Raw genomic sequence first — 13,638 nt, forward strand, 5'->3', positions numbered from 1 at the left:
AGGCACAAGAAAGAGGCGGTGGCGAGGGCATTTGGCGGGGCCGGCGTCCGGTGCTGAATGGTGCTTAAGGTTTCAATGTTTTTATATGGCTTTGCAAGCCTGCTAACCGACAGCGCCGGGGGGGATCACTAGAGTAGCGCCACACCACACGCTGGAGCATAACAATGAAAAACCTCTCTACCCCCCAAGCACAAGCCAAGGTCGCCTGGAGCGACCAACAGATCGCCGGCATGCCCATGATGATCTTCCTCGGACTGGCCACCTGCGTCCTCTTCTCCGGCTGGAACGGCTCCCTGCCGCTCGGCATGGTCGGCGCCCTGGCGCTGATGTTCGTGCTCGGCACCCTGCTGACCGAGCTCGGCGAGCGCATCACCCCCATCCGCGAATACCTGGGGGGCGGCACCATACTCGCCATCTTCGGCGGCGCCGCGCTGTTTGAGTACCGGGTCCTGCCGGTCGAGGCGGGCCAGGTGATCATCGGCTTCATGAAGGAGGGGGGCTTCCTCAACTTCTTCATCGCCAGCCTGGTGACCGGCTCGGTGTTTGGCATGAGCGGCGCCCTGCTGAAAAACGCCGCCATGCGTTACTTGCCGGTGATCCTGGGGGGCGTGGCCCTGGCGCTGCTCAGCGTCGGCCTGGTCGGCTCCCTGCTGGGCTACGGCTTTAAGAATGCGGTGCTGCTCATCGGCCTGCCCATCATGGGTGGCGGCATGGGCGCCGGCGCCGTGCCGCTGGTGGAGATCCTCTCTGGCCCGCTGCAGATGTCCAGCGCCGATCTGCTGTCACGCATGGTGCCGGCGGTGGTGATCGCCAACACCCTGGCCATCCTGGTGGGCACCATGCTGGCCCGCCTCGGCCGCCGTTATCCCTCCCTGACTGGCAACGGCAAGCTGATGATCAAGGAGAGCGGCGAGAGCGTGGCCGACGAGAAGGTCCAGGCTCCGACCCTGGAGAGCCTCGGCCTCGGGCTCTTCATCAGCTCCAGCATGTTCGTGCTGGGCTCCCTGCTCGGCAACTTCATCCCCATGCACCCCTTCGCCCTGATGATCCTGGCGGTGGCCATCATCAAGGTGAGCGGCGTGCTGCCGCGCCGTTACGAGCAGGCGGCCGCCGACTGGTACCAGTTCGTGGTGAGCAACCTCACCCCCTCCCTGCTGGTGGGCATAGGCGTCGCCTACACCAGCATCCCCGAGCTTATCGGTGCCTTCTCGGTCAACTACTTCATCATGGTGCTGGTCACCGTCGTCGGTGGGGCCCTGGGGGCGGCCATCGTGGGGCGGATGATCGGCTTCTATCCCATAGAGGCGGCCATCACCGGCGGCCTGTGCATGGCCAACATGGGGGGCACCGGCGACGTGGCCGTGCTGTCGGCGGCCCAGCGCATGAAGCTGATGCCGTTCGCCCAGATCTCTTCCCGTCTCGGGGGGGCCGTGATGTTGATCCTGGCCACCCTGCTCATCTCGCTGCTGGCATAAAAGGAATCGACAATGAACGACATCATGATGGGCACCAGCCTGCCCTATGCCGAACGCAAGCGACAGGGCCTGATGGGGCGCATGCCCCACAAGGAGGAGTCACTCTCCCAGCAGCGCCGCCGCATCTACCGCCTGGTCTCGGCCATGCAGAGCCCCTTCGATCAGCACCTGCTGCTGCGCCAGCTGCAGGAGGACAACCCGGTGCTGTTCTACGATCTGGTGCGCCACCACCTGCCGGAGCTGCTGCCCATCATCTACACCCCGGTGGTGGGTGAGGCCTGCCAGCGCCACAGCGATCTCTACCTGCGCAGCCACGGTCTCTACCTCTCCTGGCACGACAGGGACGATCTCGACGACATCTTCGCCGCGGTGGAGCAGGAGGTGGACGTCATCGTCATCTCCGACGGGGAACGGGTGCTGGGGCTCGGCGATCTCGGCATCGGCGGCATGGGGATCTGCATCGGCAAGCTGGCGCTCTACTCCGCCGCCGGCGGCATCAACCCGGCCCGCACCCTGCCGCTGTGCGTGGATGTGGGCACCAACAACCCGGAGCTGCTGGAGGATGACTCCTACCTCGGCTGGCAGGCGCCACGGGTGGATGGGGAGCCTTACTACCACTTCATGGACAAGGTGGTGGCGGCCATTCGCCGGCGCTGGCCCCAGGTGGTGTTGCAGTTCGAGGACTTCGCCGGCAAGCACGCCGCCAACCTGCTGGCCCGTTATAGAGACGAGCTGTGCATGTTCAACGACGATATCCAGGGCACGGCGGCGGTCGCCTCCGCCTGCGTGCTGGCGGGTCTGCAGCAGGCCGGCAGCACGCTTGCCGATACCCCGGTGCTGATCGTCGGCGCGGGTTCGGCGGGCTGCGGCATCGCCGCCATGCTGGCCCAGCTGGCGGGCAACCCTGAGGGGGTGCAACTGTTCGATCAGGACGGCCTGGTCTGCCTGGACAGAGCCAACCTGACGCCGTCCCAGCGACCCTTCGCCCGCCCGGCGGAGGAGGCCTGCGCCTCCCTGCCCGAGCTCATAACGCGGCTGCGCCCCGGGGTGCTGATCGGGGTGAGCGGCCAGGGTGGCCTCTTCACCGAGCAGGTACTCGGCGCCATGGGCGCGGTGTGCGAGCGACCGGTGATACTGCCGCTCTCCAACCCGACCCGCAGCGCCGAGGCGACGCCGGCCCAGGTGTGGCAGGCCACCGCCGGGCGCGCCCTGCTCGCCACCGGTAGCCCCTTCGCCCCGGTCGAGGTAGCAGGTGAGGCGCGGGTGGTCTCCCAGTGCAACAACGTCTACGTCTTCCCCGGCATCGGCCTCGGTGCCTGCGCCGTCAAGGCGCGCCGCATCAGCGATGGCATGTTGCAGGCGGCGGTGCGGGCGGTGGGTGCCTATCCGCTGGCGGAGGGGCGGCTGCTGCCTCCCATCGAGCAGGTGGGAGAGGTGGCCCGCGCCGTGGCCAGGGCGGTGGCGCTCTGCGCCCGGGACGAGGGGCTTGCCGATTTCAGCGGCGATCCCGCGCCGCTTATTGACCAGACCTGGTGGCGCCCGCACTATTGGTCCGCCTCCTGACGCTGCAAGGTTAATCGATGAAACTGCGCCACCAACTGGTCACCCTCTCCCTCGGGCTGTCACTGCTGCTGATCGTGATCCTGGGGGGCCTGCTCGCCCTCTTCATTCGCCACCTGCTGGAGAGCAACCTGCAGGAGAAGGGCAGCGATCTGGCGCGGGTGCTGGCGGCGGACACCCGGGTGGTGCAGGCCCTGCAGCAGGGCCGCGATCCCGGCCTGCGCGACTATGTGCAGGGGATCTGCAGCCGCACCGATGCCGCCTACATGGTGGTGACCGACGAACATGCCCGCCGCTTGAGCCACCCCTCCCCCGAGCTGGTCGGCGGGACCTTCCGCGGTGAGGACATCTGGCCGGTGATCAATGAGCTGCGCAGCTACTGTTCCAAGGATGCGGGCACCCTCGGCCCGGCCATCCGCTGCTTCTCGCCGGTCATAGGAGCGGACGGGCGCGCCATAGGCGCGGTGGCGGTGGGCTACCTGATGCAGACGGTGGAGGGCATCTACCTTGAGCGGATCGCCCTGCTCATCAGCGCCATCGGCGCCGTGCTGGGCTGCGGCCTGCTGCTGGCGTTCTGGTTGCAGCACCGGCTGCGGCGCACCCTGCTGGATCTGGAGCCGGAGACCATAGTCAACCGCTTCGCCCAGCAGGATCTGGTGCTGGAGGGCATCTCGGAGGGGATAGTGGCCCTCGATGGCAACCATCGCATCAAGATGCTCAACAGCGCGGCCTTCTACCAGTTGCGGCTGCCGGGTACCGGCCGCCATGCCCTGCTGGGGCAATCCCTGGCCGAGCTGGCCCCCAGCCTGTTGCCCGCCCTGAACCAGCAGGGGGGGGTGAACTTCACCGTGCAGGGGGAGGCCTTCGTCGGTCACTGGCAGGATCTCAGCGGTCGCGAGCCGGGCCGCATGCTGATCTTCAGCCGACCGGATGGCACCGGCAGTCTGGGGATGCAGGTGACTCACCTGCGTCAGTATGCCGAGATGCTGCGGATCCAGACCCACGAGTTTGCCAACAAGCTGAGCAGCCTCTCCGGCCTGCTGCAGCTCGGTCACGTGGACGAGGCGGTGGAGCTGATCCAGCAGGAGAACGAGGCCTGTCAGACCATGCTGCAGGATCTGCTGCGTTCCATCGAGAACAAGCCGGTGGCCGGGCTCATCCTCGGCAAGTTCAGCCGGGCGCGGGAGCTGGGGGTCGAGCTGGTGCTGGATCCCGGCTCGGCGCTCGGGGAGTACTCGGCCGAGATATCGGCGGATCTCATCACCTGCCTCGGCAACCTGCTGGACAACGGCATCCGCGCCGCCTGGGCCAATCGCCAGCAGTGCCCGCCCCGGGTGCTGCTCTCCGTCGACGACTTCGGGCGGCGGCTGGTGATCGAGGTGGAGGACAGCGGCGAGGGAGTGGACGAGGCGCTGGCGGATCACCTGTTCGACTACGGCGTCAGCCGCCAGATCGGCGATCACGGCGTAGGTCTCTTTCTGGTCAAGAAGACGGTGGCCCGCCGTGGGGGTGTGATAGAATGGCGACGCACCGCCGAGCAGACGACATTGTTCGGTATCTATTTGAATAAAAACCAATTGGTGTGAGCGATGAAGCCAATTTTCACTCTTGTTATCGAGGATGACGAGCGGATCGGCGCCATCCTGGCCGAGCTGATCTCCTCGACCCCGGGTTACTCCCTGCTGGGCCGGGCAGAGAGCCTGGCCCAGGCCGATCTCATGATGCGCGCCACCGAGCCCCAGCTGCTGGTGGTGGATATCTCCCTGCCAGATGGCTCCGGCCTGGAGTGGGTGAACCGGCTGCGCAGCCACAATCGCGAGGTCTATGTGGTCATGGTGACCGCCTCCTGCGACGTGGAGACCATACAGCAGGCCCTCAACCTGGGGGTGCAGGATTACATCATCAAGCCGCTGCGGCTGTTTCGCATCCAGCAGAGCCTGGACGAGATCCTGACCCTGCACCGGCGCCTGTGCGAGCGCGGCCTGCTGGAGCAGAGCGATCTCGACCGCCTGATGGGCAAGGGCCGCATTCAGCCGCGGGAGGTGCGCGATACCCCCAAGGGCATAGATGCCATCACCCTGCGCCAGGTGCTGGAGCTGCTGGCGGGGGAGCCGGACCAGGCCTTCTCCACCGATACGGTGGCGCTGCGCCTGTCGCTCAGCCGCACCACGGCGCGCCGTTATCTGGAGTTTCTGGAGTCAGAAGACAAGCTGGATGTGGATCTCAACTACGGCCAGCGCGGCCGCCCCGAGCGGCGTTATCACTGGCGCCGCCCCGGTTGAGGCGAGCAGGATAAACAACAAGGGAGCCTCGGCTCCCTTGTTGTTTATCTGCATCCTGCACCCTTGTGCGGCCGGGGATCAGGCCCCTTCCAGCTGGGGCGCGCGCCGTCTCGGTTTGAACTGGGAGCACATGACACCCCCCAGGATCAGGCCGCCACCCAGCAGGTGATAGCCGTGGATGGGCTCCCCCAGGCTGCTGACCGCGATCATGGCGGTGATCAGCGGGATCAGGTTCATGAACACCGAGGTGCGCTCAGGCCCGAGGCTGGCCAGGCCGCGCATCCAGCAGTAGGCCGCCAGCAGGGAGGAGGCCAGCCCGGCGAACAGCACCATGCTCCAGCCTTCCCGCGGCACCGCCAGCGAGTCGGCGCTGAGGGCGACCGGGATGAGCAGCAGCACCGCCAGCAGGATCTGCACATAGAGGTTGAGCCAGGGGCCGAACGGCAGCTGCCAGCGGCGGATCAGCAGGCCATAGAGCGCATAGCTGGCCGCCCCCAGCAGCATCATGCCATCCCCCGGGTTGATGCCGTTGTGCAGCAGCGCCAGGGGCTGGCCCTGACTCAGCAGCCAGAACACCCCGAACAGGGAGACACTCATGCCCCCCAGCGCCTGCTTGCCGGGCCGCTGGCCGAAGAAGCAGGCGCCGATCAGCAGGGTGAGCAGCGGCAGCAATGAGCCTATCACCCCCATGTTGGTGGCCGAGGTGCTGTGGGCGGCGTAGTAGGCCAGACACTGGTAGAGCACCATGCCGAGCAGGGAGAGCACCAGCAGCTTGCCGAGCCAGAGGCGGACCTCGGCGCGGCGGCGCCACAGCTGCGGCAGGCAGAAGGGGGAGAGCGCCAGGGCGGCGAGCACCCAGCGGTAGAACGAGATGGCGGCGGGATCGACGACACCGGCCGCGGCCTTGGAGACCACGGTGTTGGTGGCCCAGATCAGCACCGCCATCAGGGGGAACAGGAGGGGGGAGAAGATACGCATTAAAGACTCCTTAGCATCAGGCCATCAGTCTACTCTTGTCTTTTTGTTGGCAAGTAACGTAAAACTGACAATCTATCCCGCAGAAAGGACAACCCATGCAGCCGCGTCCCCATCAGCGCCAGGATGCCGAACTGGCCGAGCCCAATCCGCTCTACCTGCGCTATCAGCAGATCCAGGCCGACAGCGCCTGCGCCTCCCACAGCCACCCCTGGGGTCAGCTCAGCATGATAAGCCTGGGGGTGATGGAGATAGTGCTGGACGAGCAGCGGCTGCTGGCCCCGGCGGACTACCTCATCTGGGTGCCGGCCGGGCTGGAGCACGCCTCCTACAACCAGCAGGCCCTCGACTACACCTCCATCTATGTCAACGACAGCCTGGCCGCCCGGCTGCCCACCGAGCCCAGGCTGCTGGAGATGACGCCGCTGATCCGGGCCCTGCTGGCGGATTTCTGCGATCGGCGGCTGGGGCACATGGAGGACGAGTGGGACAGGCGCCAGGCCGAGCTGCTGGTGGAGAAACTGAGCCGGACTCGCTGCCAGGAGAGCTACCTGCCGATGAGCCAGGACAAGCTGCTGGCCCCCATGCTGGCGGCCCTGCGCAGCGATCCTGCCGATCCCCGCACCCTGGCCCAGTGGGCCGAGCAGTTGCACAGCACCGAGCGCACCCTGGCCCGGCGCTGCGTGCGCGAGCTCGGCATGAACTTCGGTCAGTGGCGGGCCCGGCTGCGGCTGCTCAAGGCGCTAGCCTGGCTCAAAGGGGAGCTGCCCATTCAGGAGATAGGCTGGCGGCTCGGCTACGGCTCCACCTCGGCCTTCATCGCCATGTTCAACCGGGAGCTGGGCTGCTCCCCCCAGCGTTATCGTCAGCAGCTAGCCCAGCCAGGGGGCTGAGCCCTGGCTGGCGTCAGTCGGGATGAGATCGACGGATAAAGGGAGGGCGCCCTAAGGCGCCCTTGTCGGTTGAGATGAGCGACTGCCCGCCTAGAAGAAGCCGAGCGGGTTGATGTCGTGGCTCACCAGCAGGTTCTTGGTGTTCTGGTAGTGATCCAGCATCATCTTGTGGGTCTCGCGGCCTATCCCCGACTTCTTGTAACCGCCGAAGGCGGCGTGGGCCGGATAGGCGTGGTAGCAGTTGACCCAGACCCGGCCGGCCTGGATGCCGCGGCCCATGCGCCAGGCCAGGTTGCTGTCCCGGGTCCACAGACCCGCCCCCAGCCCGTACTGGGTGTCGTTGGCGATGGCCAGCGCCTCCGCCTCGTCCTTGAAGGTGGTGACCCCGAGCGCCGGGCCGAAGATCTCTTCCTGGAACACCCGCATCTTGTTCTGACCGTGGAAGATGGTGGGCTGGATGTAGAAGCCCCCCTCCAGTCCGCTCACCCTGGCGGCGTTGCCGCCGATCAGCATCCTGGCCCCCTCGTTCCGGCCTATCGCCATGTAGCTCAGGATCTTGTCGTACTGCTCGCGGGAGACCTGGGCCCCCACCTGGGTCGCGGTGTCTAGCGGGTTGCCCTGCACTATGGCACGGGTGCGGGCCAGCACTCGCTCCATGAAATCGTCGTAGATCTTCTCGTGCACCAGGGCGCGGGAGGGGCAGGTGCACACCTCGCCCTGATTGAAGAAGGTCATCAGCATGCCCTCTACTGCCTTGTCGATGTACTGGCTCTCGTGGCTCATCACATCGGCAAAATAGATGTTGGGGGACTTGCCGCCGAGCTCGACGGTGGAGGGGATCATCTTGTCGGCGGCGCAGCGCAGTATATGGGCACCGATCTCGGTCGAACCGGTGAAGGCGAGCTTCTGGATGCGGTCGCTGGTGGCCAGCGCCTGGCCCGCCTCGGCACCGAAGCCATTGACCACGTTGACCACGCCGGGGGGCAGTATGTCCTTGATGAGATCCATCAGCAGCATGATGGTGACCGGGGTCTGCTCGGCGGGCTTGAGTACGCTGCAGCAACCGGCCGCCAGCACAGGTGCCAGCTTCCAGGTCGCCATCAGCAGCGGGAAGTTCCAGGGGATGATCTGGCCGACCACCCCGATGGGCTCCTTGAAGTGGTAGCTGACGGTGTTCTGATCCAGCTCGGCGGCCGAGCCCTCCTGGGCGCGGATGCAACCGGCGAAGTAGCGGAAGTGATCCACCACCAGCGGCAGATCGGCGGCCAGGGTCTCGCGCACCGCCTTGCCGTTCTCCCAGGTCTCGGCGACGGCGAGGCGCTCCAGGTTCTGCTCGATGCGATCGGCGATGCGCAGCAGCAGGTTGCTGCGTTCGGTGACGCTGGTCTTGCTCCAGCTGGCGAACGCCTTGTGGGCGGCATCCAGCGCCAGTTCGATGTCGGCGGCGTCGGAGCGGGCCACCTCGCAGAACACCTTGCCATCCACCGGCGAGATGTTCTCAAAGTAGCGGCCGGCGCGGGGGGCGACCCAGTCGCCACCGATGAAGTTGTCGTAACGGGACTTGAAGCTGACCAGGGCACCTGCCTGGCCGGGGGCGGTATAAATCATCTCGACGTCCTTATGTGTGTGGTCCTGATCGGTTGTGCCTGGGCACTCCGGCTGTCATGCCTGTTCCCTGCCGCAATCACCCATCAGCCATCGCAAGGGTCATGCCAGAGGGTCTGACCAGCACGATAAAAGTTACAAAAACGTTATCAAACGGGGTGTGGCGTCGTATCTTGATTAACCAGTGAGCCCGGTGGCGGCGTCCAGCCTGTGCCGTTTCTGGACAGTGACCGCGACACTGTGCCCTTTATGAACAGGAGGCGTGATGATCGAGTTACCTCAATTTGCCGGCCCCATCCAACGCTCCTGGCAGCGCTGCCTGCATCAGGGGCTCAGCCGCCAGCAGAGCACCGAGCTGGACTTGCTGCCCCAGGGGGAGCTGTCGGCCCGGCTGGAGGCGAGCCAGGGGCTCGTCGCCTGCTTCCAGCGTTTCGTGTTGCCGCTGTTTGCCCAGCTGCTGGCCGGGCGACCCTGCCGGCTGCTGCTGTGTGACGCCGAGGGCGCCATCCTGGCCGCCAGCGGCGATGATGGCTTCGCCCGCCACGCCGAGCGCATCTTCCTGCGCAGCGGCGCCCGCTGGGGGGAGGCGAGCAAGGGCACCAACGCCATCGGCACCGCGCTTGCCGAACAGAGCGAGGTGCAGGTGCTGGGGGCCCAGCACTTCTTCGCCCAGCACAGCTTCCTCAGCTGCAGCGCCAGCCCGCTGCTCGGGCCGGACGGCAGTCTGCTCGGGGTGCTCGACATCTCCACCGATGCGGCCCACCACGACGGCGACATGCTGGGCACGGTGCGGCTGCTGGCCATGACGCTCGAGAACGCCTTGCTGGCCCGCCAGCCGGGCTGGCTGGTGGATCTGGAGCCCCAGAACCTCTGGTCTGCCCGGCTGCTGCTGGGGGAGGCGGGGGAACTGCTCGGCGCGAACCGGGCCGGGCGACTCTGGCTCGGCCAGTACCCCTTCGATGGGCAACAACTGCTGCGCGAGCGCCGTGGCCTGCGGCTGGCGCCCGAACCCGCGCCCGTCGTGGCGCCTCGTCAGACGGCGGCGTCGGTGCCGCTCAAGATGCTGGAGCGGGGCATCTCCCTGCTCGTCGAGGGGGAGACCGGCAGCGGCAAGGAGCACCTGGTGCGCATCCTGCACCGCCAGTCGAGCCGACGGGACAAGGCGCTGCTGTGCGTCAACTGCGGCGCCCTGCCGGCGGAGCTGGTGGAGGCCGAGCTGTTCGGCTACGTGGGCGGGGCCTTCAGCGGCGCCCGCAGCCAGGGCAGTCAGGGCTATCTGCGCGCCGCCCACGGCGGCATCCTGATGCTGGACGAGATCGGCGAGCTGCCGCTGTCGGCCCAGACCCGGTTGCTGCGGGTGTTGCAGGAGCGCGCCGTCACGCCGGTCGGCAGCCACAAACCCGAGCCGGTGGACTTCTGGCTGGTCAGCGCCAGCCACCGGGATCTGGCCGCCATGGTGCAGGCCGGCACCTTTCGCGAGGATCTCTACTACCGCATCTGCGGCTGGCGCCAGTCACTTGCGCCGCTGCGGGCGCGACCGCTGGCCGAGCGCAGGGCCCTGATCCTGCACCTGCTGCGGGAGATGGATCCCGCGTTGCGGCTCGATGAGGCCGCCGAGCGCCAGCTGCTGGCCCACTCCCTGCCCGGCAACGTGCGTCAGCTCAAGCAGGTGCTGGAGGTGGCCTGCGTGCTGGCGGAAGGGCTGGGCAACATCCTGCCCTCGCACCTGCATCTGCCCGAGGAGCAGACGCTGTCGCGAGCCCAGTGTGTGGGGGAGGCCGTCACCCTGAGGGAGCAAAACCGGCTGCGGGTGCAGCAGACCCTGGCGGCGTGTGACGGCAACGTGAGCGAGGCGGCGCGCCGACTCGGCATCAGCCGCACCACCCTCTACCGGACGCTGCGAGCGGGCGGCTGAGGGCGCTATCGCTTCCTGCCCGCCTTGTGTACTATGGGGCGCAAGACGATTTCTCTTTATTTTTCCGTAGCATGGAGTGCTCTGTGGTAAAGATATCAAGACGTTGGCCCGCTCCCTCCCACCCCGAGCATGGATCTGATTCCGAACGGAACTCAAGCAGGGTTATCCCTGCGTCTGGGAGCGGCGGCCCCGCATGCCCCTAGGCATGTCAGCGGCCCGTTAGCCCATGGCGCCCGAGGCGGCGCGTGTAATAACCTTCGGATCCGGAGCAGGTTGGAGCCGGATCGGAAGGTGTAGAGTAAGAGTCCTGTTTAGGCGTGATACATATGCTTCCTTCCTATTCTCGCGTGACCAACCTGTTGTTCTGGGTGTTGCTGGTATTGAGCCTGCTGGCGATCCTGCTGTTTGAATTCGGGCCCGATCGACGGCTGGAGATGGTGGCGAATACCGAACTGTCCGTCACCGTGCATGATGATCGCCCGCTGGGGGGCCATTCGGTCACCTCCCTGCTCCCATCACGGGAGCAACCCGCCATCGACTGCCAGTTGCGCGCCGGCTACGAATTTCCCTTCTGTGAGCTGGCTCTGACCCTGGCCAAGCCCGAGCAGGGAATCGATCTTTCCCATTTCGACGGGGTGCGCATCAAGTTGCGGGTCGAGGGCGAGGGGGAGCAAGTATGGCGACTCTATCTGCGCAACTATCACCCCGCCTACTCCAAGCCCGGGGATGAGACCTCCCACAAGTTCAACGAGGTGATCTTCCGCCCCGACGATTACGGCCGTGTCCAGGACGTGCCGCTCAAGGTATTTACCCCGGCCACCTGGTGGGTGCAGCAGTACAAGATCCCGCTCTCCCAGCAGGGGCCGGATCTGCACCACGTCTTTGCCATCGAGATCGCCTCCGGCGTCGGCATGAAGCCCGGCCACTACCGGCTGGCGCTGGAGCAGATGGAGTTTTATGGCCGCTGGGGGCGGGCTGGCTCCTTCTATCGTCCCCTGCTGCTGAGCTGGCTGGCCTACGGGCTCACGCTGTTTCTGGTGCAGCACTTGCTGATGCGGGACCGGCTGCGCAAGGCCAGGGCGGCGCGGCGGGCGGCCGAGGCGCTGAGCCTGAGCCTGAGCGAGCAGAGTCGGCGCACCGAGGAGGAGGCCCGTTACGATCCCCTGACCGGGGCCCTCAACCGGTTCGGCGGCGAGAAGCTGCTCAGCGAGCTCGGCGAGATACCGCTCTCCTTCATCTATATCGACATCGATCACTTCAAGCGGGTCAACGACAACCATGGCCACCCCATGGGAGACGAGGTGCTCAAGCACATGGTGAGTGAGGTGCTGCGCCACTGCGATAGCCTCTGCCGTCTGGTGCGCTGGGGGGGAGAGGAGTTTGTGCTGGTCTGCCTGCACCATGAGCAGGGCAAGGCGCTGGCGCTGGCCGAGCGGCTGCGGGCCGCGCTGGTCGGCTATCCGCACTGGCCAAGGGGCCTGAAGATCACCGCCTCCTTCGGGGTGGCGGAGCGGCGCGGCGATCCGCTGGAAAGCGTGCTCAAGCGGGCCGACGAGGCGCTCTATCGGGCCAAGAAGCAGGGCCGTAACCGGGTCGAGGTGGAGTAAGGGCGTGCGGTGGTGCCCTCAAATGCACTGGCCGTGCTGGCCTCTGCGGTCAAAAGCCCGCTATGCTGCGCCGCAATGAGGGCGCTCGCCGCCCGGCTCATCTGACGAGGAACATCCCCATGCCGCAACTCCTTGGCGCCCTGACCCTGCTGGTGGCCGACTACGACCAGGCCATCGCCTTCTTCACCCAGGGGCTCGGCTTCGCCCTGCTGGAAGACAGCCCGCTCGACGAGCCGGGCAAGCCCGGCAAGCGCTGGGTGCGGGTCGCCCCCCGTGGCGCCTCCGGTGCGGCGCTGTTGCTGGCGCGAGCCGCCAATCCCGAGCAAGAGGCCGCCATCGGCCGGCAGGGCGGTGGCCGGGTCTTCCTGTTCCTCGAGACCGACGATTTTTGGGGCGATTACCATCGGATGCAGGCCTATGGCGTGCACTTTTGTGAACAGCCCCGGGTCGAGGCCTATGGCACTGTGGTGGTGTTCGAGGACCTCAGTGGCAACCGCTGGGACCTGCTGCAACGCGTCGCTGCCAACTGAAACTGAAAACGTTTATTATCCCGCCCGTCATAAAGTCATAAAAGTGTCACAGAAAGTTCTAATAATTGGCGCACCCATCTTCACAGAGGAGAGAGAAGGGATATGGCTAAGCGAATTCTGGTGGTCGAGGACGAGGCACCAATCCGCGAAATGCTCTGCTTCGTGCTCGAGCAAAAGGGATATGAGACGATTGAAGCGGAAGACTATGCCGATGGCTTGGCTAAGGTGCGTGAGCCCTACCCGGAACTTATCGTGCTGGACTGGATGATGCCCGGTGGCAGTGGCATCCAGTTTATCAAGCAACTCAAACAGGATGAGGTGACCCGCCAGATCCCGGTGGTGATGCTGACCGCCCGTGGCGAGGAGGAGGACAAGGTGCGCGGTCTGGAGGCGGGAGCCGACGACTACATCACCAAGCCGTTCTCCCCCAAGGAGCTGACCGCGCGGCTGCATGCCGTGATGCGTCGGGTCTCCCCTACCTCGGTGGACGAGGTGATCGAGGTGCAGGGGCTCAAGCTGGATCCGGTTTCCCATCGCGTCAGCGCCGAAGACAAGGCGCTCGACATGGGGCCAACCGAGTTCAAGCTGCTGCACTTCTTCATGACGCACCCGGAGCGGGTCTACAGCCGCGAGCAACTGCTCAACAACGTCTGGGGTACTAATGTGTATGTGGAGGACAGAACCGTGGATGTGCACATCCGTCGCCTGCGCAAGGCGATCGAAGAGACGGGGCACGACAGATTGATCCAGACGGTGCGTGGAGCCGGTTATCGCTTCTCAACCCGTCTCTAGGGGC

Annotated in this window: 11 protein-coding genes; 9 read left to right on the forward strand and 2 right to left on the reverse strand. The window is 66.0% G+C overall.

Annotated elements, in window-relative coordinates:
• The first annotated feature begins 164 nt into the window (after window positions 1–164).
• Genes KW821_RS00570 through KW821_RS00585 form a run of 4 tightly spaced genes read left to right on the forward strand, consistent with a single transcriptional unit; the run spans window position 165 to window position 5,317 of the window.
• A complete protein-coding gene (locus KW821_RS00570) occupies window positions 165–1,475 on the forward strand; it encodes a 2-hydroxycarboxylate transporter family protein (protein ID WP_218289891.1) in 1,311 nt (436 codons plus the stop codon).
• A gap of 12 nt (window positions 1,476–1,487) precedes the next feature.
• Complete coding sequence (locus KW821_RS00575) at window positions 1,488–3,038, forward strand: NAD-dependent malic enzyme (RefSeq protein WP_218289892.1); 1,551 nt, start codon at window positions 1,488–1,490, stop codon at window positions 3,036–3,038.
• Window positions 3,039–3,055: 17 nt separating this feature from the next.
• A complete protein-coding gene (locus KW821_RS00580; protein ID WP_218289893.1) occupies window positions 3,056–4,621 on the forward strand; it encodes a sensor histidine kinase in 1,566 nt (521 codons plus the stop codon).
• A 3-nt stretch (window positions 4,622–4,624) separates the two neighbouring features.
• Window positions 4,625–5,317, forward strand: a complete 693-nt coding sequence (locus tag KW821_RS00585; protein WP_218289894.1) for a response regulator — start codon at window positions 4,625–4,627, stop codon at window positions 5,315–5,317.
• 78 nt (window positions 5,318–5,395) lie between these two features.
• Here the strand turns inward: KW821_RS00585 and KW821_RS00590 are convergent, their stop codons facing one another.
• A complete protein-coding gene (locus KW821_RS00590; RefSeq protein WP_218289895.1) occupies window positions 5,396–6,295 on the reverse strand; it encodes a DMT family transporter in 900 nt (299 codons plus the stop codon).
• Window positions 6,296–6,390: 95 nt separating this feature from the next.
• Between KW821_RS00590 and KW821_RS00595 the strand changes: the two genes are divergently transcribed.
• On the forward strand, window positions 6,391–7,185 hold the full coding sequence (locus KW821_RS00595; RefSeq protein WP_218289896.1) for a helix-turn-helix transcriptional regulator: 795 nt from the start codon (window positions 6,391–6,393) through the stop codon (window positions 7,183–7,185).
• Window positions 7,186–7,275: 90 nt separating this feature from the next.
• On the opposite strand, the gene KW821_RS00600 is transcribed toward KW821_RS00595, so the two are convergent.
• Window positions 7,276–8,793, reverse strand: coding sequence for an aldehyde dehydrogenase family protein (locus KW821_RS00600; RefSeq protein ID WP_218289897.1), 1,518 nt, complete (start codon window positions 8,791–8,793; stop codon window positions 7,276–7,278).
• A 262-nt stretch (window positions 8,794–9,055) separates the two neighbouring features.
• Here KW821_RS00600 and KW821_RS00605 point away from each other — a divergent pair, with 262 nt between their 5' ends.
• From KW821_RS00605 to phoB, 4 genes are all read left to right on the forward strand, one after another.
• Window positions 9,056–10,705 carry a sigma-54-dependent Fis family transcriptional regulator gene (locus tag KW821_RS00605; RefSeq protein ID WP_218289898.1) on the forward strand — a complete coding sequence of 550 codons (1,650 nt, stop codon included), beginning with the start codon at window positions 9,056–9,058 and terminating at the stop codon, window positions 10,703–10,705.
• 326 nt (window positions 10,706–11,031) lie between these two features.
• Window positions 11,032–12,312, forward strand: a complete 1,281-nt coding sequence (locus tag KW821_RS00610; RefSeq protein WP_218289899.1) for a GGDEF domain-containing protein — start codon at window positions 11,032–11,034, stop codon at window positions 12,310–12,312.
• Between the two features lie 119 nt (window positions 12,313–12,431).
• Complete coding sequence (locus KW821_RS00615) at window positions 12,432–12,842, forward strand: VOC family protein (protein ID WP_218289900.1); 411 nt, start codon at window positions 12,432–12,434, stop codon at window positions 12,840–12,842.
• A gap of 102 nt (window positions 12,843–12,944) precedes the next feature.
• The gene (phoB, locus tag KW821_RS00620) at window positions 12,945–13,634 is read left to right on the forward strand and encodes a phosphate regulon transcriptional regulator PhoB (protein ID WP_042654001.1); all 690 of its coding nucleotides are present in this window, start codon (window positions 12,945–12,947) and stop codon (window positions 13,632–13,634) included.
• Window positions 13,635–13,638: the final 4 nt, after the last annotated feature.

This window comes from Aeromonas sp. sif2416 (assembly GCF_019218665.1).
Taxonomy (GTDB): Bacteria; Pseudomonadota; Gammaproteobacteria; order Enterobacterales; family Aeromonadaceae; genus Aeromonas; species Aeromonas encheleia.

Excerpts from the sequence above, each read along its gene's own strand:
- KW821_RS00570 (WP_218289891.1), top strand. The coding sequence starts at position 165 with ATGAAAAACCTCTCTACCCCCCAAGCACAAGCCAAGGTCGCCTGGAGC.
- phoB (WP_042654001.1), top strand. The coding sequence starts at position 12,945 with ATGGCTAAGCGAATTCTGGTGGTCGAGGACGAGGCACCAATCCGCGAA.
- KW821_RS00585 (WP_218289894.1), top strand. The coding sequence starts at position 4,625 with ATGAAGCCAATTTTCACTCTTGTTATCGAGGATGACGAGCGGATCGGC.
- KW821_RS00590 (WP_218289895.1), bottom strand. The coding sequence starts at position 6,295 with ATGCGTATCTTCTCCCCCCTCCTGTTCCCCCTGATGGCGGTGCTGATC.
- KW821_RS00600 (WP_218289897.1), bottom strand. The coding sequence starts at position 8,793 with ATGATTTATACCGCCCCCGGCCAGGCAGGTGCCCTGGTCAGCTTCAAG.
- KW821_RS00580 (WP_218289893.1), top strand. The coding sequence starts at position 3,056 with ATGAAACTGCGCCACCAACTGGTCACCCTCTCCCTCGGGCTGTCACTG.
- KW821_RS00615 (WP_218289900.1), top strand. The coding sequence starts at position 12,432 with ATGCCGCAACTCCTTGGCGCCCTGACCCTGCTGGTGGCCGACTACGAC.
- KW821_RS00595 (WP_218289896.1), top strand. The coding sequence starts at position 6,391 with ATGCAGCCGCGTCCCCATCAGCGCCAGGATGCCGAACTGGCCGAGCCC.
- KW821_RS00575 (WP_218289892.1), top strand. The coding sequence starts at position 1,488 with ATGAACGACATCATGATGGGCACCAGCCTGCCCTATGCCGAACGCAAG.
- KW821_RS00610 (WP_218289899.1), top strand. The coding sequence starts at position 11,032 with ATGCTTCCTTCCTATTCTCGCGTGACCAACCTGTTGTTCTGGGTGTTG.
- KW821_RS00605 (WP_218289898.1), top strand. The coding sequence starts at position 9,056 with ATGATCGAGTTACCTCAATTTGCCGGCCCCATCCAACGCTCCTGGCAG.